Origin of the sequence: Pigmentiphaga sp. H8, from assembly GCF_003854895.1 — a bacterium.
Lineage (GTDB): Bacteria > Pseudomonadota > Gammaproteobacteria > Burkholderiales > Burkholderiaceae_B > Pigmentiphaga.
Window position 1 is genome coordinate 3616116 of the sequence record NZ_CP033966.1, and the last position, 23877, is coordinate 3639992.

The window sequence follows — 23877 nt, forward strand, 5'->3', positions numbered from 1 at the left end:
GCGGTCTCGCTTACAAACCCAGCCGCGCCCGCTCCCGCGCCGTCAGCGCCGACGCATCCACCACCTTCACCAACCCCTCCGGCCGATAAGCCGAAGGTTCCACGGCACGCGGCGCCGCCGGTTCCTGCGACGCAGGCGCGGTCTCGTTGCCGAATCCCAGCACCCGCACGGTAAAGACCGATGGCAAGGCCTGGCGCGACGCCGCCCGCTCGCGCTGCATCACGTCCTGCGCCGCCGTCGCCGCCTGCGACGCCGCCGCGCTGGCATTGCTCAGCGCCGCCACGTTCACCGCCGCCACGACCGGAATCCCCACCGCCTTGCCCTGCACCTGGATGTTCTCCGCGTTCACCACGCGCAGCGCCGCCAGGTTCACGTTGCCCGACACCCGGATCCCCGCTTCGCCCGCGTCGATCGTGCCCAAGGGCGCGATCAGGTCGATGTCGCCGGGAGGCACCTCCGGGATCGGGTTCAGCGTGGCGATGCCGGCGCCCGTGCTCGGCGCCTGCGGCGACAAGGTGACGTTGCCGACGCTGTCGTACGTGCGCCGCGAGGGCGTATAGACCACCGTCGTCTTGGAGCCCCTGCCGGCATTGATGTCGCCAGCGGCCGACCAACCCAGAATATTGCCGCCGAAGGTGGTGAAGACGCGGCTCTGCCCCATCAGGATGCTGCCGAGAGCGTAAATATTGATGTCGCCCTCTCCCTGCGTCATCACGCCCGAGCCCGGGCCCGGGTTGAAGCCGCCGTCGATGCCGACCAGCGTGCGCCCCCCCGGCGCCAAGATGCTGATGTCGCCGCCGAAGTTGGTATGGATGCCGGCATCGAGCACGTCGTAGAACGAAACGTTGTAGCCGGGGCTGCCCAGCGCCTCCCACTGCGCCTTGGTGATGTAAGTCGTGCCCGGCGTCGGACGCGCCTGGCCGACGGGGTTGTTTACATAGTCGGCGTTGTAGTAGAGCGCGCTGCTGAACATGGTCAGGTCGCCTTCGTACGTCAGTGCCCTGCCCTGCGCGTCCTGCTCGGGAAACAAGGTCGCGATGGCTTCACGGCCGCGCAGGTAGCTGCCGAAGCGCTTGCCGTCGGCATCGTTGTACTCTCGGCCGGACTCGCGCAACTCGGCATAATAGACATTGCGCAAGTAGGCGTGCCGCTGCTCCGGCGGCAGTGCATCGAAGAAGGCGCGCGCGTCTGTAGTCGCGGGATCGAAATGCAGGCCCAGGCCATTGGCGCCGCCGAAACGGTCGCTCAGCCAGTTCACCAGATGCAGCTGGCTTTGCTGCTGGAACTCGCGCGCCAGCGAACGGTTGCTGGCGGTGCGGCCCTGGGCTAGCGCGGCGGCGCGCGCCTCATCCAGCTGCGCCTGCTGCTGCGCCAGGAAGTCTTGCGCGCCGGCCTCGTCGCCGGTGTAGCCGAACTCGCTTTGCAGCCATTGCGCCAGCGTGAGCTTGCCGCTGTAGACGATCAAGGCCTTGCCTGGCTGGTCAGCGAAGGGCCGGCCCGGATCGGCCTGGTTGGACGGGTCCAGATAACGTCTGGCAAAGGCATCCCAGTAAGCGCCCTCGCCCATTCCCGCCGACAGCGAGATACTGGCGCCGCCGCTGCGGCCGCCCGACGCCTCGACACCGCCGAGCGGCCCCAGGCTCTTGATCTCGCCCTTGTTGCCCAGATAGACGTGGCGGCCAGCCGATACATCGAGCAGGCCCGGGCCGAGGATATAGAAGCTGCTGCTGCGCAGATCGCGGCCGGCCTCCACCACCGATATCTCGTCGGCATAGGCATGAGCGATCAGGTTGCCGCGGGTCGAGGCGGTCGAGTCCAGGCGCCCTGCCGTCGGATCCTTCTGGCCCAGCGGCGTACCGGAATCCGCAATGTCGCGGCCGGCGCGTATCGCCACCGGCCCCGACGCCTCGTAGCGCGACCCTGCCGAGCCCGCCGGATAGCCCAGCAACACTTCCTGGCCGACGCGCAGGCCGACGATGTCGCCTTGCACCGCGTAATAGCGCGCCGGCTCCCGTCCCACCGCCGCCCCGGCGACGGTCGTCGTGCCACCGAAGGTAAACAACGCGGCAGTATTCATGCGTCCCAAGGTTTGGCCCCCCAGCCAATCGTTGTACAGCGCCGCTTCGGCCGACGCGTTGTGGACCAGAAGCGGATCGGTGCCGTACTGGCCGCCACCTGTTTGGGCCAGCATGCCGACAAAACCGGGACGGAACGGGCTGGCCATCCCCGACGGGTCGGCCGTAGAGGTCGAGAACACATAACCTGCGCCATGAATCGACTCCTGCGCCAGCAGTTGAAGTTCGCCCTTGCCGATGGCATTGACGAACTGTGCGCCGACCGGCGAAGGCGCCAGCACAGTGCCGTGGGCATAGCGCATGATTCCGGTGGAAAAATGGCGCGCGCTGCTGGCGCTGGCGCCGTAGTACAGGCTGCCATTGGCGGCGGCCGCTCGCAGGACGGACGGGTAGAAAGAGCCGTCGCCGTTGGCCGACTGGTTGCGGCCCTTGCCGCCTCCGCGCACGTTTTCGTTGATATCCCTTTCGTCCCAGGTCGTGACGGGAGTCAGGTTGCCGCCTGCGCTGAACAGATCGATGGCGGTAGCCGGCGTCCACAGCGAGAACCAGGTCCAGCCGTTACCGGCGTAATCCGCGCCCTGGTAGGTGAAAGGGGTTGCATTGAGCAGCAGGGTCCGGCCGGGGTCGGCCGTACCGCCCAACACCAGATCGCCGCGCGTCTCGATGCGGACAGCGGAATCGCCCAGCACCAGGATAGGCCCGCCGGTGGCTTGGCTGCCCCCGGCCGCGTACACGTCGCCCCGGCGGGAATCCATCTGATCCCGCCCGCCATAGCCGAGCTTCACTCCGCCGATGGCGCCGGCATCGATCATCGTGGCGCCGCGCAGATTGACGAAGGTACTGTTCAGGTCGTGCTCGTTGACCCGCAGTTCCGGATTCGGATTCAAGGTACCGCCCAGGCGCAGCGAGAGGTCGCCGCCGCCCGTCTGCACCAGTTCGCCGCTCGGCGTGATGCGACCGGTACTGGCCACGGCCAGATGCAGACCCTGGCTGCGCGGAGTATGGCGCGTCTCGTTCCAGGTCGCCTGAAGGCCGCGCGCATCGATCATGCCGGCATCGCCGCCGGCCTCCACGACCAGATTGCCGCCACCGAGCGTGCCGATGCCGGTGAAGCCCACCAGGAAAGGGGCATTGCCGAATAGCCTCGTACCGTAAGGATCGGTCTGGCCGGTGGCGCCACCCGCGACATAAGTGCCGAAGTTGATCCACCACGCCGTCGGCACCGCGTCGGTGCCCGCCTCGACGCTACCGGTACCCTGCCGCCACAGCCAGTTGCCAACCGCCGCGGTCGCGATCTGCTGGCGCGTGTTGTAGAAGGTATAGGCGTCAACGTCGCTGCGGTTCTCGTTGTTGCCGACCAGGTCGCCCTTGAGATCGCCGCCAGCACGCAACAACACATTACCGCCCTGCTCCGGGTACCAGGCCGCGTACAGGCTTTCGGCGCCGCCATCGACCAGCGCTTCGAAAATCGCCCCTTCGGGACGCAGCACCGTACCGTCGGTCAAACGGCCGCGCGCCTGGTTATAGCCGCTGCCCGGCGGCGCCGAGGAGGTGCCCGCCGTGTAGACGCCGTAGAGCGAGGTCATTTCGACATCCCCGCCGGAAACCAGGTCCAGGTCGCCGGTGCCGGTGCGCAACGCGCTGAACAATTGCTGCCGCGCTAGCTTGGGCACGAACTCCAGGTCCGGCGGCGTCCCGGCATCTACGACATGGACCACTTCACCATAGCCCCAGTCGTTGAGTTCGGTAACGCTCTCGGAAATGATCCAGTTGTCCTTGAGGTTCTGCACGTCGCTTGGGGTGATCGCCTGGCCTGGCGTCAGCACGATGCCGTACCACGCCGCGAGATCCGCGAAGAAGGCCTCGGCTTCTGGCGACGTGGCGGCCCCGTACGTGGCCGGCGTACCGGTGCCGGGAATCGGCGTGAGCACGTGTCCCATGCCGAAATGCGTGTCGGACAGGCGCAAGCGCGCCATGCTGTCCGGCAATGTCAGGCGTGCGTCGGCCGCCGTCGTGTCGGCGCCGGCCACCAGCCGGATGTCCCACGATTGCGAACCGGCCTCCAGCATCGGCGCCAGCGCCAAGGTGCGACCCTGGGTGCCGTCGGCCCCCTTGGGACGCAGGTCCACCATCTCCACGCCGCCCGGCAGCACCACGTCGGTTTCCGACGGCACGATGGCACCCTTGGCCAGCGCCAGCGGCCGGGCCAGCTTCATTGCCACCGGCAGCACAGCGCCCTTGGGCCACGTCGTGGCCCCGATCTGCGCCTGCGCCGGCAGGCGGAAACCCGCGGCCAGCTGCATGCCGGCGTCCAGCGTCACCGGCGCTTGCAGCACGGTACCGGCCGCGTGCACCACGTTGCCCTGGCCATCGAGCACCGCCGCCCCCAGCACCGTGCCGGCCGGCAGCGTCAGGCTCTGCGCCAGCGGCATGGCGGCGGGCAGGAGCGTGCCGGCCGGCAAGGTCAGGCTCGATACCGGCAGGTCATAGTTCAGCGTGCGGCCGCCGGCGAACTGGGTGCCGGCGTCCAGCGTCGCCATACCGCCGTGCGGGATGACGAGATCCCCGCCGAAAGGCATGCGTCCCGCGGGCAGCACCCAGCCATTGTCGTCTGCCGTCACCCCCAGCTTGCTCGTGTCGAAACCATCGGTGATGCTGCCGAAGATCGTCAGGTCGCCCTGGGCGCGCAGCACCAGCGCGCCGGCCTCCCCCGAGCCGTGGACGGACGTCCTTTGCGTGCGCGGATTGACGCTGGCGTAGCGATGGCCGGAGAGATCGATGTCGCCGTCCACGTGCAGGTTGCCGTCGGGATTGACCGCCGCATTGCTGACGATCTCCACGCCGGGGCGCAGGCGGAACGCGCCGGCATGGGCGCGCAGGCCTGCAAGCTTGCCGTTCATCAGCGCGCTGTTGGCCAGCGCGTTGTCGATGAAGGCGAGGCTGTCGGCGTGCTTGCCGTCCAGGTAGGCCTGGTCGATGGTCTGGTAGCTTCGGCCGTCCACCGTGGTCTCGGTGCCGGCGGCCGCGTCGTCGTAGGTATGGAAGGCATTGACGGCGATGGATTTGGCGCCGGTGATCACGATGGCGCCGCTCGCGTCGATGTCGACGTCGTTGCCCCTGGCGCCGCCCAGGCGTGGGGCGTTCAACGCCACCGTGCCGTAGTTCGCGCTCGCGCCAGCCACGCCCAGGTCCATGCGCACGCCGTCGGCCAGCACCAGTCGGCCGCTGCCCGAGTCGATCTCGATGACGGCGCGGTTGGGCGCGTCGATCGCCTGACCGTAGCTGTCCTTGCGCAGCACGCTTGCGCTGGCGTCCAGCACGGCGCTGCCAGCCAGGGTGACGCCGCGATTGGCGGCCAGGCGGATGCTGCCGGCCTGCTCGCCGCTGGCGTCGACCCGGCCCGTTACCGTCAGGCTGCCGTTGTCGACCGAGACGTTGATCTCGCGGGCCTTGAGTTCGTCGCCGATGACCAGGTCGCCTTGTTTCAGCTGGAAGCTGCGGCCGCCGAAGACTTCGCCCTGGGTCAATCGTTCGTTCAGGCCGGCAAAATCCGCGATGCGCTGCGCGCGCACGTCGATGTAGCCTGCCGCGAACGGGACCCGGGTGCCACCCGCATCGTAGTGGCCGGCGCTGCCGCCCAGGACAGCGCCAGCGAGATCGGCCGTCCCTTCCAGCGCAAGCACCGTGAGCTTGCCGGCGCGATTGTTTTTGGCGGCCAGGTCTATCGTCGAGCCGGCCTGCTGGACGACGCTGCCCTGTCGGCTCGACAGCGTCACGTCGCCGCCCCAGCTGTATTTGTCGACGTCGAAGAAATCGATCTTGCGGCCGGCCAGGTCCAGCTGCGCGCCGTCCGCCAGCATCACATCGTCCTGCGCCGACAGCTTGAGCTTGCCACTGGGCAGCAGCACCGCGGTGTCCAGCACGAGATGCGAGCCAGCGTCCAGCGCAAGCTCGGCGCCCAGGGCATCGGCCAAGGTGGCGTTGTCTGCCAGCGGCGCGGCGGCGCCTGCCGGGGCCGCGACCGTGATGGCGCCACCTGCCTTGATCCGGTTCACCGAACCGGCTTGGCCGGTCAGCAGCGGCGTGTTGAGGTTCAGGTCGCCGCCGCTGTAGGTCCATGCCTTGGCCGTGTCGTCCCAGGCGCCCCGGGACTGGTACACCGCCAGCGCGCCCTTGTGGTTGGCCGTGATGCGTTCGGCCGCGTTGAGATCCACGCTGGCAAAGCCCAACGCCAGGCGTTCGTGCGTGCCTACGGTATCGGGCTGGCTTCGGGGGCCGTAGCCGAACTCGATGACGTCCGCATCGATGACCAGTTTTCCGCTGCCGGTGCCGGCGCCGCCGGCGATGACATTGCCCGCCGGCGTGGTCGCGCCGTTCCAGACCAGGGTGCCGGTTTCGATGCGGGCGACGTCGCCCGCGCCGCCGTGGCCGTAGATGGCTGGCGTGCCCAGCACCAGGCGCTCCAGGGCGGACTTGCCGGTGGTCGGGTCGATGGTGCTCAAGTCCACACTGCCGTAGAAGTTGACCGAATCGCCTGCTGTCAGGACGAGGTTTTCCAGCGCCGGCGCGCCGGTGCTGGTATCGCCTCGCAGCAGACGGTCGAGCACGCCCTGGTTCAGCGTCAGGCCCGAGGGCAGGATGCCGGCGGCTCCCGCCTGTGCCAGGGCCTCGGCGCTGCCGACGTTGATGCCGCCCATGGCCAGCACCAGGTTGCGGGTGCCGTAGCGCACCGACTCGCCCAGCTCGAAGGACTTGTTGGTGGCGGCGGTGATCGTGCCTTCCGAGTACAGCACCGTTTCGCCGACGCAGCTCGCCCCTGCGGCGCAGGCGCCGACGTGCAGATAGCCCGCGCCGAGTACACCGGAAGCGTCATCGGCAGTAGGCGAGGTCACGTCCAGCCAGCCGTTGGTCACCGCCAAGACCCCGGTCTGGCCCGGCATCAGCACATAACCGTCGTTCGAGTCCCAGGGCGCCTTGCCCTGCCCCAAGGTATTGATGCCCGCGCCCTGCTCGATGGTCAGGCCTTCATTCTTGTTGTTGACCACCAGGAAGACCGATGCCGCTTCCAGCACGGCGCCCTGGCGCAGGATGAGCTCGCCGGTCGAACCGTTGCTCAGGCCGACCTGCCAGGAATTCTGGGTCGACGATCCGCTGTCGTTCTGCACCACGAACGTTGACACCGGCGAGCCGCCGATGCTGATGCCGGCGGCGCCCAAGCCGTTGAGCGTACTGGCATGGACCGACGTGCCGTCGAAGCCCTCGGTAGGCGCCGTGCCATCCGCAAGAATCTCGATGCGGCGGCCGTTCAGCACCACCGTGCCGCCGCGCCCGCCTTCGGCGGGAGCGAAGTTGGCCGCGCCGGCGGCTATGTCGAGGCGGCTGCCTGGCGAAAGACTGAGCTGCCGCGCATCGCGCTCCAGCTGCGGCCGCGGCGCGCCATCGCGCGCCGCCCAATCCAGGCCGAACTGCGCGTAGCTGGTCTCGTTGTATTGCGAATAGCTACGCAAGGTGTCGGCCGGCGTCAATACGGCCTGCGTGGTTTGCGCGTCGGCGATGCCGGTGTTGGCGATGCCCAGGCGCGCGGCCATAGCGTAGGATCCGTTGCGCATGGCGGTGCCGCTGCCGAAGGCGACCTGGCTCGAAGCCAGTCCGTTCAATTCCACGCGAAAGGCACCCGGCAGCAGCGCATAAGTGGACGGCAACAGGGTATAGGTGCCCGCCGCCAGGCCCGGCACACCGTCGCCCACCGTGATCTGGCGGCCTATCATCGGATCGCCCGCCCCCTTCTCGGCCGCGATCGGCGCCACGGCGGACTGCGCGCCTGGGACGATGGCGTAGACCGGATTGGTGGACAGCCCCGGCAGCACGAAACCTTCGCCGGTCATCTGCACCAGCGGATGCAGGCGCGCATCGGCGGAGCCGCCGCGCCCGGTCAGGAAGCCCGCCCCCTTCAGTTCGCCACCGCCGGACAGGTCGATCCGCGCGCCGTCCTGCACTTCGATGCTGTCCGCCGTCAGTTGCACATTGCCCAGGCCGCCGCCCAGCCCGGAGAACCAGGCTTGCACGCCATCATAGTTGTAGCTCAGGCCGTCGACCGTGCCGCCGTAGGGCATGACCAGTCCCGCGGCGCTGATGGACGTGACACTGCCCGGGCGCAGCACGATCCTGCCCGGTTCCTGGTGATTCCCCGCGGCAACGCCAAGGTCCAGCATGCCCAGCGGCGCACGAACCACGCCGCCCTGGTCGATGTTGGCCGACCGCAGGCGCAAGGTACCGAAGGCCGAGTACGGCACCGGCGGCGCCGCGCCATCGCCGCTGCGCTCGATGCGCAGGCTGCGCTCGGGATCGTAGGTGATCTGATAGGTTTCCCACTGGTCGAAAATCCCTTTGCGCCCCGCGATCACGTCGACCACCGAGCCGGTGGCCGGATAGATCTGGCTAGCGGCCAGAAGCAGGTCGCCTTCGGTCGTCAGGGAAGTACGGTCGCCGACCGTATGCTTGAGGAATCGCAGATCGTCCTGGCTGCGCAGCTCCACCTGCTCGAAGCCGTGGCGCGCAACCAGCGCCTTGCCGCTCTGCACCGAGTAGCCGTAGGCCCCGAACCGCACTCCATTGATCACGTCCAGCACGCCAGCCTCCACACGCAGCCGCGTGTCGTCCCGCAACGCAACCATGCCGCCTTGGTAGGAACTGGGATCGTTCAGGAACGGTATGGTGTATTTGTCCTTGCCCAGGCGGGAAGTGCCCGCCAGGCGCACGTAAGGCGCAGCCAGGTTCACGCTGGCACCGACCGGCGCCCCCTCCGCCAGAACGATCGCGCGCGATGCCAGGTGCAGGCTCTGACCCAGCGCAAGATCCACGCCATCGTCCAGGGAAAGCACGCCGTTGACCAGCATGGACAGGTTGCCGAAGCCACCCGTCTCGACGCGATCCGCGCCCAGACGGCCATGGCCGTAGACCAGTCCCGGATCGGCCTGGCCCGGACGCAGCCCGGCAGCCAGGCTCTCGGGCGCCTGCTCCTTCACCAATTGCAGTTCGCGATGCACCAGCACGCGATCGGTCGGATTGCCCGCATCCCGGTAGGCGGGCGCTTCCAGCGCCAGGGACAGCGTACCGCCGGCGGCGCCCGCGCCCCCCGCCGCGGCTTGCATATCGCCGTCGAGATACAGGCCGTTGAAACTGGCCAGATGAATCACGCCGCCGCCGGAAGCCAGCAGGGTCTCGCCCAGGCCCGGCAGGTCCAGCTTCGCCGCGGCGCCCGAGGCGTCCAGGCGCGCGCCGGGCCGGATGACGATGAAATTGTCGATGGCATCGGCCTGGGTGGCGTAGGCCTGGTACTTGCCGCCGATTTCTATCCAGCCCCCGTCCAGCACCACGCCGTAACGGCGCCCCTGCGCATCCACCGCGGTCCGGGCAAGGCCCGCCACGTCGAGCACGGCCTTGCTTCCTATCCACACCGAACCGTCGTGGCCCTTCAGGTTACCGACATTCTCGGTGCCAAAACCCAGTCCATACACGCCGACGCGGCCGCCGGCGGCGCGCAGTTCGCCGTCGATATTGATCTGGCCGTTGCCCTTCAGGACGATGCTGCGCCCCGGATCCACTTCGATGCGAGCGCCCTCGCCAATGGCCAGGGTAGGCCTCTCCCCCCCCTCGACCATGCTGCGCGCGTTGCCGGCGGCCAGCACGAGATCGGCACCACCACGCTGCGTCAGCCGCCCTTTGGCGGCATCCTCGGCGAACAGCGGTGCGAGCCGCCGCTCCAGCGCCTCTTGCGGATCAGCGCCGGTGGCCACCCCGCGCGCCGCGGAAAGATCCGCATGCAGGACCGGCATCGTCGCGCGCAGTTCGGCGCCTTCGGCCACGGCCAGGCCATTGCCCCCCGTCACCTCGTAGCGCGAAAAACCCTGCTGGAAGCGCGCGGCGTCCAGATGCAGCAAGGACTCGACCGCCACCGACTGCGGCAGGGACGAACCGGCGCGTATCAGCGTGCCGGCCGCATAGGTCAACTCGCTGGCCGCGATGGTGCCGGCCTTGAACACGCCCGGCGTCGGCGCGATCGGGATGCCGTTCGGCAGGATGGCGGCATCCACGACGTAATTGATGGGAAAGCCCGCCGGATTCACGATCGAGGTAATGACCGTGCCCGCCGGCAGCGTCGGCGGCGTGCTCCAGCTATAGCCGTCGACCGTGAGGTACTGGCCGTTGGAAAGCGTCACGCTGTAGCTGACGTTCTGGTTGGCCGCCTTCGGCAGCGTCCAGGCCGCGCCCAGCGTGACCCAGCTTGCCGGATTGCCGGCAACGATCTGCGGTGCCCCGCCGATCGCCTCGCCCGGATTGGCGTGCGTGCGGACATAGTGATAATCCACCGGCAGCACCGCGCCTTCGGCGACGGTGAAGGCCTCGTCGGTAATCAGATCGACCAGCGAAATCTCGCCCGCCTTCAGGACCCCGTCGCTACCTGCGACCTGTCCGCCGACGATCACGGCATTGCCGGTTTGCAGGGTCAGCGTGCCGCCTCCCTTGACGCCGTGGCCGCGCAGCTCGCCTTCTAGCACGAGCCTGCCCTTGGCTCCTGCGGCCGCCGAGTAGGCGTCGGCAACCAGCGCGATGTCGCCGCCCTTGCCGCCGCGCAGGCTGTCGTCGGCCATGAGCGCCGCGCCCGACGAAACGTCGAGCAGCGCGCCCGCGCCCACCCGCACGTCGCCGCTGCTGCGCACGTCGATGCGGCCGCCGTTGACGAACGGCAGGCCGCCGATGCCGGCGCCGTCCTGCAGCAGATTGCTCCACAAACCGCGTGCGTCCAGCGTCACGCCATCGCCGATGGAAACGCGCGCCACGTAACCCGCCGGCACGGCCGTCGTCAGCGGAAGCCGCTGCCAACCCGTGCTGGCACTGACGTACCGGTCGACCATGTCGCCCAGGACAATGGCGCCACCGCGCGCCGTCAGGCCAGCATTCACATCGACCTGCGTCGCATGCAGGGCGATTTCTCCGCCCGGCGCGATCGCCACCGATGCGCCCACCTCGATGCCGCCCTTGGCGTAGACCCGCAGTCCGCCCAGTTCCAGCGCGTTGAGCCAGGCCGCCTCGAGCGCGATGTCGCCGCCCGTGCCGCCTATCTTGACCGAGTCGACCACCGCGCCCGGACTGTGGCGCAGGTCGCCGCTGCCGGCGTCGTAGACTGGCGTCCAGGTGCCGATGACCAGCTCGCCGTTGCGCGCGACGGCCGTCTGCGCCTGCCGGTAGCCGTCCAGGCCCGCCTCGCGCGCGCGTTGCTGCCGCTCGCCTTGATAAGTGCTGGTTTCGACGTCGCCCTGTAGCGTCGCCGCAGCCGTCGCCACCACCAGTCGGCCGCCGTCGCGGCCCACCGTATAGCCATTCTCCAGACGCCTCAGCGGCGCGATGATCGGGTTGTAGAAACTCTCTTTCGCCGTATCGCCCCAACGCGAGGCATCGGTCTCGAAACCCCGGTACAAGCCGGCATACAACAGGTCTCCGGGCGCCGTCGAGGCGTTGTACAGGCTGCCGTCCGAACCCTTGAGCCAGGTCTGGGCCACATAGCCGGTCTGCACGTCCAGCGCGCCGCCCGACAGATTGATCAGCGAACCCTGGCGCGTCAGCAGATTGCCGCCACTGAATTGCACGGTGCCGCCCTGCGCCGACCATTCGCCTATGCCGTGGCCGGTGATGCCAAGATAGCCGCCCACCTCCAGCAGGCCCCCCGCCGTGTACCAACGGTCCGTTTCGTAGCCATTGGTGCCGGCCGGCACCAGGACCAGGTCGCGGCGATCGAGCCAGATATCGCTGTTGCGCAGCTTGTCGCCGTCGCGGTTGACCGAGGCGTCGCGCTGCTCGAAGCCCTGCACGTTGACCAGGACATTGTTCGCCTCCATCGCGATGCGCACGCCGACGTAACCGGAGACGTCGATCGCGGCGCCGTCCTTGACCTCGCTGGTGCCCGCGGCATCGACGTAGACCTGGCCGCTGGTGGCCAGGGTCAGGCTATCGCCTTCGAAGCGTACGTCGCCGCTGCTGGCGACCTGCACCAGCGACTGGTCGCGCCGGTGGGCGATGCCGTCGCCCGCCTTGTCGCTATCCTGGACCAATGTCTCGCGCTGCACGTCCAGCGCCGTCGAAGCGCTTGCATCGAGCACGATGGCGGTAACGCCACCCTCTTCCAGCCCGACCTGCGCGGTGTCGCCGCCGCTCGCCGTCAGGTGGATGGTGCCGCGCGTGTGCACCGAGGTCGTCGCCACCGCGACGCCCCCCTGGCGCACGTCGTGGCCGGCCAGCGTGATGTCGCCGGTGGATGCCTGGATCAGGCCGATGTTGCTCGCCAGGCCGCTGGCGCCACCGTCCAGGTGCTGCGTGCGAACCACGTTGCCGCGCGTGGTCGAGTTCTGGTTCGCATCGGTGCCCATGCCCTTTTTGATCACGAAGGCATCGCCGGCCGACAGCACCGTCTGGCCCCCATCGGTCGTGATCTGGCCCGCGTTGTGCACCTCGCCGCCCAGCAGCAGCACATAGCCGCCGCCCTCGGTCACCGTCTGCGGAACGTGCGTGGCGATCCGCGCGCCCTGCTCCACCACCACCTGCCCCGTCGCCGCCCCATGGCTGTTGCTGCTAGCCGTCGTTTCCAGGTCATTGGCGAAGCTCGGGATGTACCCGCTGCCCTGCGCCTCGCTGTACAGCCCCTTCTTGAACTGGCTGTCGGTCATCCCCGCCGCGGCCGCCGCCAGGTTGCGCACGTTCACCTGGCTCGACCCGCTGAACACGATCCCGTTGCGGTTCACGATCATCACCGTCCCGGGCGCTTCGATCCGGCCCTGGATCTGGCTCGGACGCGCCTGCGGATCGTTCACCCGGTTCAGCACCGACCAGTTCGCCTGCTGCTCGAACGCCACCGTCGTCTCCTTGCCGACGTTGAACGTCTCCCAGTTCAGGATCGCCTTGTCCGCCGTCTGCTCGATCGTCACCTTCGTCTGGCCGCCCGACGCCGTCTGCACCGGATCCTTCGCATTGAGCCAGCCCGCCGTCAGGCTGTTGGCATCGACCTTCAGGCCACCCTCGCCCAGGCCATCGGGCACCGACGAGCCGTTCGCCTGCGCCGCTTCCCGAGCCGCCTTCTGCAGCGCCTGCTGCGCCGCGATCGCCTGCGCCGCCAGGTTCAGGTTGTTGATCGAGGTTTGCAGCTTCTGCCGCGCCGCCGCCGATTGCTGCTCGGGCGCCGTCAGCGACGAAGCCGGCAAGCCGTTGGGCAGCCGCCCCGTGGCCGTCGCCGTGCCCTGCGCCGCACCCTTGGCCGCGAACCATGCCGGACTGAACGCATGTTGCGCATGCGCGGGGTCGGCGAACGCTCCGGTCAGCGCCAGCGCCGCGATCGCCGCCGCCATCGGCGTACGCCGCCACGCGGCGCAACGCGCAGATCGGATTGAGAACGTCACACGGGACGAAGCGACAGGCTGGGCGGGCACGGACATATCGGGTCGGATCCTAGACAGATGAATCAGCTCGGGCGCGCAAGCCGCGCACCCCTATGTCCGTATAGACGCCACCCGAAAAAAAGATGGAACAGAAACCCGCATGAATTTTTAGTGACAGGTCACCCCAGCATCACGACGTTCGCCACGCGGCGGACGTGGGCGGCATAGAGCTGCTGGATGAGGGTGATGGCCTGATCGGTATCCTGGATGGTGAAGCGGCCGCTGATGCGCTGGCGGGCCAGTTCGTCGCTCATCAGGATCACGCGGCCACTGCGATAGCGGTTGATCTCGGCCACGGCATCCGTCAGCGGCGTATCGTGGAAGACGATGTATCCCTGGCGCCAACCCGAGGGCACGGCGGGCTCGCCGCCCAGGGCGGCAAGCATCCGGCCGGCGCCGTACGAAGCCGACTCGCGGGCGTTCAGAGTCAGGACGCCGTGGGCATGGCGGACCTCGGCCCGGCCCTCGGTGCACAGCACCCGGGTTTCCTCGTTGGCCAGATGCCTGACCTCCACACATCCCGCCGCGAGCCGGATGCGGCCCGATCCGGCCTGGATCTCGAGCGGCGCCCGGCCATCGCTGCGGATCTCGGCCTCGCCGGCAATCAGCTCGACCCGCAGGGGATCAGCTTCCCTTACCGTGATGCTGGTCTGAGTATTCAACAGCAGCTGGATGTGCGCGCTCAGGGCCACGCTAAGTTGTTCGCCCACGGCCGTGCGGTAATCCGCCCCCATCTCGGACCACGAAGGCCACAGCCCCAGAGGCGGATTCACCATGCCCACCACGCCCGCGGCCGTGGCGACCGCGGCGCCGACGAACCATCGGCGGCCCGGCGAGACCGGCCGCGCGATCCGCGCCGCCGGGATCTGGCGCCGAACCGTCTGCAGGACTTCGCCCATGTCGCGCCATTCCGCGCTCGCCCGCCGCCACATCTGCGCATGCACGGCGCTCTGCGCGCACCAACGGCGCAGGGCCTCGGCGTCGGCGGTGGTCGGACGGCCGACCGCCAGCCGCCGCGCCCAGGCACGCGCCTGCTGCAACACGGCGTCGACGCCGTCCGCGCCGGGATCGTTCATAGGGCCTCCTGCCGTCATGCCGTGGAGCCTGGTGTCCATGTTCGTTTTTCCTTCTTCTTATAGACGTTTGGAGACGCGGATATGCGCACGCTTTTCTGCGGGATCTGACAATTTGTTGCCATCTCTGCCGAAACGGCCCGAAGCGGCCCCCACCGTTTCCCCCGCCGCCTCCATATGGCGCGCGCAGAATTCGTGCGCCGCCTGCAGCTCCCGGCTGATCAGCCGCGTGGATACCCCCCAGCGCTGGGCCAGCTCCTTCAGCGTCAGGCCATCGACCCGCGCGGCGTACAGTATGTCGCGCTGCCTGGCCGGCAAGGCGGCCAGCGCATCGGCCGCGCGCCCCAGATCGAAGCGGGCCTGCGCCACGCGCGACGGACCGGGCGCGGGGTCCGCCAGTTCGTACAGGTCGGCCACTTCGTCGGCGCTCAGGTAACGCTGCGTGCCGCGCAGCTTGTCGATCGCGGCATTGACGGCGGTATGCAGCAGGTAGGCCTGGGGATGCCTGACTTCGTTCAAACCCTCCCGATCCGCCAGTTGTACATAGGCATCGTGCAGCGCATCGCTCGCCAGCTCCGCCGACCCCAGGCGCCTGACCAACTGCGCCTTGAGCGTTTCGTAGCGTTCGGCAAACAGCCGCTTCAGTTCGGCCAGGCCGCCGCCGGTCATGATGCGCAGGCCTTCAGGCGGCCCGCCTGCTGCGTCACCAGCAGCACGATCGGCTGAATCAGCGCCGGCGGCGGCTCGATTTCCAGCCGCGCCCCTTCCAGGCTGGCTTCGATGCGGGGTTCGAGTTCGGCATGCCCCTGGGCCGCGGCCTTGACCCGCCGCAGCTCGCCGGAGCCGCTGACGTAGGCACTGATGGCCAACCGGTACCGGCCGATCGACAGGCCGGCGTCGGCGCAAAGAATGCTGGTGGCCACGCGCTGCACCCGGCCGTAGAAAGCGGCATGAAGCGCGATCCCTCCTTCGCCGTGCACCGCGGTTGACGCCGGTGGCTCGACCGGCACGATCACGAACGCTCCGGTCGAGGCGAACCTGGCCTGCATCCCGGTTCCCTGCAACAGGGCGGCCAAGGCGGCGTCGGGATCCAGGGCGCCGTGGACGGCCATCGACCGCAGGTGGACCACCTGGCCGGCGTCATAGAGCACCGACCGTCCCGTCGCCTGGCTGTAGGCCTGCAACGCATCGTGCAGGGGTTGGCTGTCGATAGCGAACGCGGCGGGCTCGGTCCGGACGGCCGCGTCGGCCGCTCGTCCAGCTGCCTGCGCCGCGGCGGCGATATGAGCGAAGCCGCAGCAGAACGGCCCCAGGATCCAGGCAAGCAACATCATGCGCACACGAACGTGCAGGCGACGGGCTGACAGGCAGGCAACGGCTGGCAGGACATTCCACCCCAAACGCGGAAGTTCTTCAGGGCCGCACGGCTGGACCGGACATGCGGCAAGGCCGCCGCATCGTAGCCGGCAGGCGTGACAACGGGATTACATCCGTTTCACCGCGCCGGCAGCTCCAGCGCTACGAACACCCTCGCTCCCCTTCGCTGCACCAGCAGTCCGGCCTCGATGCGCAGGACCTGCAGTTCCTGCGGCAACAGGGGGCGCACGACCATACCCAGCGGCATCGCGGGATCCTGCGCCGCGGCAAGGGCCGGCCGAGAAAGCGTCTCGAAGCGGTCGATGGGCACGTTCACCGCCACCCGCAGCCGGTCGCGCCAGGCCGCCATGGGCGCGGTCTCGCCGGGGCTCAGTTCCGCCAGGCAAAGACCGCCTGGCCGCCTAGCCCTTGGCCACAAAGCTGAGTTCCAGTTGCAGCACCATGGGCTGGCGCATGTCCGGCGGAGGCGGTTCGGACAAGGGCTGAGCAGTCAGCAGCGCGCGCAGGTCCTCGTCCACCTGGGGCTGCCCCAGCGACGCGAACTCCAGCCGTTCGACCTTGCCCGCCTGCCCCACCCAGACGCGCACGATCAAGGGCGCCGGCGGCACGGCCGGCCCTTCCTGCAACATCCGCTCCTGCATCCAGGCATGCAGCCGCTGGACCGTCTCACTGTCGGGGTCGCTCAGCCAGGCCTGGAACTGATTGCCGGTCATCTGCGCATAGCTGATCCAGTGCTGCGGCACCGGTTGCGCGGGCGCCTGCGCCGCGGCGGGACTGCCCGCCGCCGTGGTCAGCCCCAGTCCCAGGGCACCGGCGAGGCGGAGGAGGCGCTCCCGGACGCGGGCGAACGGGCCGCCGCGCCCGCGAGAGCTGGATCGATTCGAAGAAGAAATCTGTGCCATGGTCGACAACGCGCAAAAGTGGGAAAACAGCGTCAGCCGCACAGGATGCCGACGGCCAGCGTGGCGGCACGGGCGGCTGGCGACTGGTTGGGGGCAAGCTGCGGAACGTCGCTCTGGGTGAAGGCAATACCGTTGTCGCGCAGGAAGGCCTTGACCTGTTCGGCGGAAATCGCGCGCACCTGCGAGGGCCCCTGCAACACGGCGCCGCCGGATGCGCGGCTCAGCATGCCGGTGGCCGCACCCGGCCACCGTGCCACGCGCTCGACCACCACGCCGGCCACCAATCCGTCGCCGCGCAGCACCGCGCTGCCGCTGGTGCCCGGCTTGACCCCCGATATCAGGTTCAGATCCTCGCCACCCGGCACGGTCAAGGCATTGCTCAACACGCTGCCGCGTTGCGGCATGCGTTGCAATACGCTGTAGGCCTCGGTGAACACGCCCGCGCTCCCCTCAACTGCCCGCGCGCGTTCGGGAAAGGTGGCGCTGAGGTAAGGCACCAGGTCCGTACCCAGCACGGCCAGGTCGCGCTCGTTGCTGATGGCGCGCACACGCGCCTGCACCACCCTGCCGTCCTTGACGGCCAGGATGTCCCGGCAATGCTCGACGGCATGACGAGCCGTCAGTACGTCGCCCTGCGGATTCAGGAAGACGCCGGTGGCATGGGTCTCCGCCGTCGCCGACAGCCGCGGCGAAACGGCGGCCTGCCCCCATGCGAGCGGGGATACCAGCGCGGCGCATGCCGCCACGGAAACCGCGCGATGGCGAGTCGCCGTATCCACGCGCCCCCCTCGTTGAAAAGTCAGCCGCACAAAGTGCCTCGGGGTGATTGCCGGAATATGTCGGACATTCCGCTATTTCTATCTAGACGGAAATCGGCCGGCGAAACCCCCGGTTGTCACGAAAATTTCACACGGCGAAGAGGAAAGCGAGGCGTCAGCGTTCCGCGCTCAGCAGGCGGCGCATGTAGCAGGCATCGGCACCATAGCCGTCGAGCAGGCCGGGATCCGTCGCCACGGGTTCGAAGCCCAGCGCGGCCCAGTAGGGCCTGGCCAGCCCCAGCGATACTAGCGTCGCGCAGGCCAGGCCCGACGTACGCGCATGGCGCAGTCCGGCGCTGACCAGGGCACGGCCCACGCCCCGGCCGGCGGCGGCGGGCGCCACCGCGCAATCGTGCACGAACCAGCTATGCGCCCCCGCGGGCAGGGCCCGCAGCGGGACATTGAGCTGCGGCGGCTCGCCCAGCGTCCAGGGATAGGACACCAGGTAGCCCAGCAGTTCGCCGTCGCCGCGCGCGATCCAGCAGGTGCGCGGCGACAGTTCGATGCGATTCAGGAAGAAGCCCGCATCCTCGAGCAGGTCGAAGCCGGCGTAGGCCTGGGCCTGCACCACCAGTACGGCCTCGACGTCGGCCGGCTGCATCGCCTGGACGGCGAAGCCCGCCGGAAAACGGAGGGAGCCGGACATCAGATCCCCTGAGCGTGCACCTTCTCCACCGGCGATTGCAGCTTGTTCAGCGCCGACAGATAGGCCTTGGCCGCCGCCACGACGATGTCGGGATCCGCACCCACGCCGTTGACGATGCGGCCGGAGCGGGACAGCCGCATGGTGACCTCGCCCTGCGACTCGGTGCCGGTGGTAATGGCGTTGACCGAGAACAGCAGCAGTTCGGCGCCGCTGCGGGTATGGCTTTCGATGGCGTTCACCGTGGCATCGACGGGCCCGTTGCCCTGCGCCTCGGCCACCACCTCCTTGCCGTTCTCCGAGAACACCACGCGGGCGTGGGGCCGCTCGCCCGTTTCCGAGCGCTGCGCGAGCGCGACGAACCGGTAGGCGCCCTCGCCGGCTTCGCCCTGCTCGCCCGACACCAGCGCGTGGATGTCTTCGTCGAAGATCTCGGACTTGCGGTCCGCCAGATCCTTGAAGCGCGCGAAGGCCTCGTTCACCGCCTGCTCGGAATCGAGCTCGATGCCGAGTTCCTGCAAGCGCTGCTTGAACGCGTTGCGCCCGGACAGCTTGCCCAGCACGATCTTGTTGGCCGCCCAGCCGACGTCCTCGGCACGCATGATCTCGTAGGTCTGGCGCGCCTTGAGCACGCCGTCCTGGTGGATGCCCGAGGCGTGCGCGAAGGCATTGGCGCCGACGATGGCCTTGTTCGGCTGCACGACGAAGCCCGTGATGCCCGACACCAGCCGCGAGGCCGGCATGATCTGCGTGGCGTCGATGCCCACGTCCAGGCCGAAGTAGTCCTTGCGGGTCTTCACCGCCATCACCACTTCTTCCAGCGAACAGTTGCCGGCGCGCTCGCCCAGGGCGTTGATCGTGCACTCGACCTGGCGGGCGCCGCCTATCTTGATGCCGGCCAGCGAATTGGCCACGGCCAGGCCCAGGTCGTCGTGGCAGTGGACAGACCAGACCGCCTTGTCGGAATTGGGAATGCGCTCGCGCAGCTTGCGGATGAACTCGCCATATTGCTCGGGCACCGCATAGCCGACGGTATCGGCGACGTTGATGGTGGTGGCGCCTTCGGCGATCACCGCTTCCAGGACCCGGCACAGGAAATCCGGATCCGAGCGGCTGCCGTCCTCGGGCGAGAACTCGATGTTGTCCGTGTACTGGCGCGCGAAGCGCACCGCCAGCCGGGCCTGTTCGAAGACCTGGTCGGGCGTCATGCGCAGCTTCTTCTCCATGTGGAGCGCGCTGGTCGCGATGAAGGTATGGATGCGCGCGCTGTTCGCGCCCCGCAGCGCCTCGCCCGCCCGCGAGATGTCGCGGTCGTTGGCGCGCGCCAGTGAACAGACGGTGGAATCCTTGATGGCCAGCGCGATGGCGCGGACCGATTCGAAATCGCCATTGCTGGCCGCGGCGAACCCCGCCTCGATGATGTCCACGCGCAGCTTCTCGAGCTGCTTGGCGATGCGGACCTTTTCCTCGTGCGTCATCGAGGCGCCGGGACTTTGCTCGCCGTCGCGCAGCGTGGTATCGAAAACGATCAGTTTGTCGCTCATGACTATCTCTCCTTCCAAGAGGGGATTTTACCCCCCCACAAAAAAGCGGCCCTGCTTTTCAAGCTGGGCCGCCTTTTTCCGCTTTTTTCCTCGGGAACGCCTGTCAGGACATGGAGGAAGGCCTTCTGCTCTTTTTCCATTTCATGCCCCACAGCACGTAGCCGGACAGGCCGTAGATCACGAACAGCGCGAACAGCACGATGGGAGGGTCGCTGGAGATGAAGACGAAGGCCAGCACCACCAGCAGGATGGTCCAGAACGGCACGCTGCGCCCCAGCGCGAAGGACTTGCCGCTGAAGAACGGCGCGTTCGACACCATGCTGACGCCCGCGTAGACGGTCAGGCCGAAGGCCACCCAGGGCATCCACAGTTCGCGGATGGGCAGCTTGTTGTCGACCGCCAGCCAGACGAATCCCGCCACCAGCGCCGCCGCCGCGGGGCTGGGAAGCCCCTGGAAGAAGCGCTTGTCCACCACACCGGTGTTGATGTTGAAACGGGCCAGCCGCAATGCCGCGCCGGCCACGTAGATGAAGGCCGCCAGCCAGCCCCACCGCCCCAGGCCGGTCAGGATCCATTCGTACATGACCAGCGCCGGCGCCACGCCGAACGAAGTCATGTCCGACAGCGAGTCGTACTGTTCGCCGAATGCCGACTGGGTATTGGTCAGGCGCGCGACGCGCCCGTCCATGCCATCGAGCACCATCGCGACGAAGATGGCGATGGCCGCCGCCTCGAAGCGGTCGTTCATGGCCTGCACGATGGCGTAGAAGCCGGCGAACAGGGCCGCCGTCGTGAATGCGTTGGGCAGCAGGTAGATGCCGCGGTGGCGATGCTCCAGATCTTTCACGACTGGACTCCGCCGGAAGAGGGATGGTCGAGGTGCACCCACGTTGCAATGCCCCCCATGGAATAAGGAGAAAGAGTGGTTTTGAGCATGAGGTGAAGGTTAACCGAAGCCATGCCGGCAGGCCAATTGCGCGGGGCTGGCGCGGGAAGCTCGCACCAAGACCAATTTCCGCAGATAAAACCAAATGGTCCACTTTTGACGCCACTTTTCGAGATACGTTGAAACTCCATTTAATCCTGGATATCCCTGATTCTCCAGGCCATTTTCCGATTCCCTTTCTATTGACTTGCAAAACGCCGCGCTGCTAGATTGGTACAAACACAAAAACCATAGTTGTACCAATTGGAGACAGCATGCCCCACGTAGAATGGCACGGCGGTACCGAGCACTGGACCACGAAGGGCGACATCCGCCTGTTCCTGTGGCAGAAACCGGCCGCCACCGATGTTCCGTTCGCCGGCACGATCCTTTTCGTGCACGGCTCGTCCATGGCTTCGCAGCCCACGTTCGACCTGTCAGTCCCCGGCAGGCCGGACTCCTCCGTCATGGACTGGTTCGCCCGCCGGGGATTCGACACCTGGTGCATGGACAACGAAGGCTACGGCCGCTCCGACAAGCACCGACCGATCAATTTCGACATCGCCAACGGCGCCGACGACCTCGCCGCGGGATCGCAATACATCCTGGCGCGCAACGGCGGCAAGCCGCTGTTCGTCTACGGCATCTCGTCGGGCGCGCTGAAGGCAGCGCTGTTCGCGCAGCGCCATCCCGAGCGCGTCGCCCGCATCGCGCTCGATGCCTTCGTCTGGACCGGCGAAGGCAGCCCCACCCTGAAGGAACGCGCCAAGAAACTGCCCGAGTTCCAGGCCAGGACGCGTCGCCCCATCGACCGCGCCTTCGTCCACAGCATCTTCAACCGCGACCACCCCGGCACCGCCGACGACGCCACCGTCGAGGCCTTCGCCGACGCCATCCTGACCCTGGACGATTCCATGCCCACGGGAACCTACGTGGACATGTGCTCGAAGCTGCCGCTGATCGACCCGCTGCACCTGCGGGTGCCGACCCTGGTCATGCGCGGCGAATACGACGGCATCGCCAGCTTCGACGACCTGATGCGCTTCTTCGAACGGCTGCCCAACATGGACAAGCAGTTCACCGTCATGTCGGGCATCTCGCACGCCAGCTTCCAGCAGAAGAACTACCTGCGCGTCTATCACATCCTGCACGCCTTTCTCACGCTCCCCGAAGCCCGATACGGAGGTTGACTCCATGAAGCGCATCCACGGCATGGCATGGGCGGCACCGCTGCTCGCACTTTCGCTGCACGCAGGGGCCGCCGAGACTTATCCGGAACGTCCGGTCAAGGTCATCGTCCCTTTCGAACCCGGCGGTTTCACCGATGTCGTGGCGCGCGTCGTCACCCAACAGCTCAGCAGCGCGCTGGGCCAGTCCTTCATCGTCGAGAACAAGCCCGGCGCCGGCTCGACCATAGGCACGGACTTCGTGGCCAAGGCGGCTCCCGACGGCTACACCCTCGAGATCGTCTCGACCAACCACGTCACCAGCCACCGGCTGTACAAGAACCTGGACTACGATCCGATCAAGAGCTTCACGCCCATCGCCAAGCTGGCGGACAGCCCGTACGTGCTTTTCGTCAACACCAAGCTGCCCGTCCAGTCGGTGCAGGAACTCATCACGCTGTCCAAGTCGAACGGCTCCCACCTCCGATACGCCTCATCCGGCAACGGCAGCACGCAGCACCTGATGGGAGCGCTGTTCCTGGCCAAGTCCGGCGCCAAGCTGGAACACGTTCCCTATCGCGGCAGCGGCGGCGCCATGAAGGACCTGGCGGCGGGCTTCGTGGAAACCAGCTTCGCAGCCGTGTCCAACGGCCTGCCGCACGTCAAGAGCGGCAAGATCAAGGCGCTGGGCGTCACCAGCACGCGCCGCAACGCCCAACTGCCGGACGTGCCCAGCCTGGCCGAAGCGGGCGTCCCGGACTACGACGCGGTGGTGTGGCTGGCGCTGCTGGGGCCGGCGGGAATGCCCAGGAACATCGTCGCGCGCCTGAACGAGGCGGTACGCGCCGGACTGTCCAAGCCCGAGGCGCGTGAAGCCCTGGCCGGGGCAGGCGTGGACGTCGCAATGTCCACGCCGGAAGAACTGGCGCAATACATGGCGCAGGAGAACCGCATGTGGGGCGACGTCATCCGCGGCCTGGATATCCGGATCGATTGACGGCGGGTATCGCCCCGGTTGGCGTTTCCGGCTGGGTGAACGCCGCCGCGTGGTCGCGCGCCCACTGCGCGAACGCGCGGGCCGGACGGCCCGTCACCCGCTCGACCGCATCGGTAACCGCGGGCGCGGTCGCCACCGATTTCAGCGCATAGTCGAGCAGTCGCTCCGCGACCTCGACCGGCGTGCCGGCCGGGCGCGCGGCCAGGGCCTGCTCCCGCGTCAACGCCTCGAAGCGCAGCGGCTTGCCGATGGCCTCGGCAATGGCCCGCACCTGGCCCGCCTGGGTGATGACGGCGGGCCCCGTCAACGCATAGGCATGGCCCTCGTGCGCGGCATCCAGCAATGCCGCCACCGCCGCCGCGGCCACGTCGTCCTCGTGGATGGGGTTGCGCTGCGCGTCGGGATACGCCGCCCGCACGACGCCTTCGCGGCGGATGGAGTCGGCCCAGGCGCAGGCGTTGGCGGCGAAACTGTCCGGCCGCAGGAAGGTCCAGCGCAGCCCCGCCTCGCGCACCGCCGCTTCGGCGGCGGCATGGCGCGCCGCGATGGGATTGATGCGGGGATCGGCCTTCTGGGTGGCGGCCGAGGACAGCAGCACGACCCGCCGCACGCCCGCCTCGCGGGCCACGCGCACGATCGACCCGGTACCGGATGCGGGTGTGAACAGGAACAGGCGGTCCACGCCCTCGAACGCATGCGCCAGGCTTCCGGGCGCGGACAGGTCCCCCGCGCAAGCTTCCACGCCGGCGGGAAAAGCGGCGGCCGAGGGATCCCGCGCCAGGGCCCGCACGCGCTCGCCGGCCTGCACGAGGCGGCGCACCACGCACCCGCCGACGTTGCCGGTCGCGCCGGTCACCAGGATCATGGCGCG

At 68.3% G+C, this 23877-nt stretch carries 13 protein-coding genes; 2 read left to right on the forward strand and 11 right to left on the reverse strand.

The window, feature by feature from the left end:
* Positions 1 to 10: 10 nt before the first annotated feature.
* The 10 genes from EGT29_RS17095 to pssA form a co-directional block, all read right to left on the reverse strand.
* A complete protein-coding gene (locus EGT29_RS17095) occupies positions 11 to 13471 on the reverse strand; it encodes a filamentous haemagglutinin family protein (protein ID WP_124690105.1) in 13461 nt (4486 codons plus the stop codon).
* A 209-nt stretch (positions 13472 to 13680) separates the two neighbouring features.
* The gene (locus EGT29_RS17100) at positions 13681 to 14676 is read right to left on the reverse strand and encodes a FecR domain-containing protein (protein ID WP_238160058.1); all 996 of its coding nucleotides are present in this window, start codon (positions 14674 to 14676) and stop codon (positions 13681 to 13683) included.
* A gap of 18 nt (positions 14677 to 14694) precedes the next feature.
* Positions 14695 to 15303, reverse strand: coding sequence for an RNA polymerase sigma factor (locus tag EGT29_RS17105; RefSeq protein WP_124690106.1), 609 nt, complete (start codon positions 15301 to 15303; stop codon positions 14695 to 14697).
* Positions 15300 to 15968 carry a secretin and TonB N-terminal domain-containing protein gene (locus EGT29_RS17110; RefSeq protein WP_124690107.1) on the reverse strand — a complete coding sequence of 223 codons (669 nt, stop codon included), beginning with the start codon at positions 15966 to 15968 and terminating at the stop codon, positions 15300 to 15302. The genes EGT29_RS17105 and EGT29_RS17110 overlap by 4 nt, the downstream gene beginning before the upstream one ends.
* A 161-nt stretch (positions 15969 to 16129) precedes the next feature.
* Positions 16130 to 16360 (reverse strand): hypothetical protein, encoded by a 231-nt coding sequence (locus EGT29_RS17115; protein WP_124690108.1) that lies wholly within the window; start codon positions 16358 to 16360, stop codon positions 16130 to 16132.
* A gap of 52 nt (positions 16361 to 16412) precedes the next feature.
* Positions 16413 to 16913 carry a YbaB/EbfC family DNA-binding protein gene (locus EGT29_RS17120; protein WP_124690109.1) on the reverse strand — a complete coding sequence of 167 codons (501 nt, stop codon included), beginning with the start codon at positions 16911 to 16913 and terminating at the stop codon, positions 16413 to 16415.
* A 32-nt stretch (positions 16914 to 16945) separates the two neighbouring features.
* Complete coding sequence (locus tag EGT29_RS17125; RefSeq protein ID WP_161567852.1) at positions 16946 to 17692, reverse strand: serine protease; 747 nt, start codon at positions 17690 to 17692, stop codon at positions 16946 to 16948.
* A 154-nt stretch (positions 17693 to 17846) separates the two neighbouring features.
* Positions 17847 to 18377 carry a GNAT family N-acetyltransferase gene (locus tag EGT29_RS17130; protein WP_238160059.1) on the reverse strand — a complete coding sequence of 177 codons (531 nt, stop codon included), beginning with the start codon at positions 18375 to 18377 and terminating at the stop codon, positions 17847 to 17849.
* Entirely contained in the window at positions 18377 to 19918 is a 1542-nt protein-coding gene (locus EGT29_RS17135; protein ID WP_124690111.1) for a 2-isopropylmalate synthase, read from the reverse strand. The genes EGT29_RS17130 and EGT29_RS17135 overlap by 1 nt, the downstream gene beginning before the upstream one ends.
* Before the next feature lie 103 nt (positions 19919 to 20021).
* Positions 20022 to 20807: a CDP-diacylglycerol--serine O-phosphatidyltransferase gene (gene pssA / locus EGT29_RS17140; protein ID WP_192901759.1), complete on the reverse strand. Its 786-nt coding sequence runs from the start codon at positions 20805 to 20807 to the stop codon at positions 20022 to 20024.
* 311 nt (positions 20808 to 21118) lie between these two features.
* Here pssA and EGT29_RS17145 point away from each other — a divergent pair, with 311 nt between their 5' ends.
* Both EGT29_RS17145 and EGT29_RS17150 read left to right on the forward strand, forming a co-directional pair.
* On the forward strand, positions 21119 to 22033 hold the full coding sequence (locus EGT29_RS17145) for an alpha/beta hydrolase (protein WP_124690113.1): 915 nt from the start codon (positions 21119 to 21121) through the stop codon (positions 22031 to 22033).
* Between the two features lie 4 nt (positions 22034 to 22037).
* Positions 22038 to 23006, forward strand: coding sequence for a tripartite tricarboxylate transporter substrate binding protein (locus EGT29_RS17150; protein WP_124690114.1), 969 nt, complete (start codon positions 22038 to 22040; stop codon positions 23004 to 23006).
* On the opposite strand, the gene EGT29_RS17155 is transcribed toward EGT29_RS17150, so the two are convergent.
* Positions 22975 to 23871 (reverse strand): NAD(P)H-binding protein, encoded by an 897-nt coding sequence (locus EGT29_RS17155; protein ID WP_124690115.1) that lies wholly within the window; start codon positions 23869 to 23871, stop codon positions 22975 to 22977. The two genes, EGT29_RS17150 and EGT29_RS17155, sit on opposite strands and share 32 nt — an antisense overlap.
* Positions 23872 to 23877 lie beyond the last annotated feature (6 nt).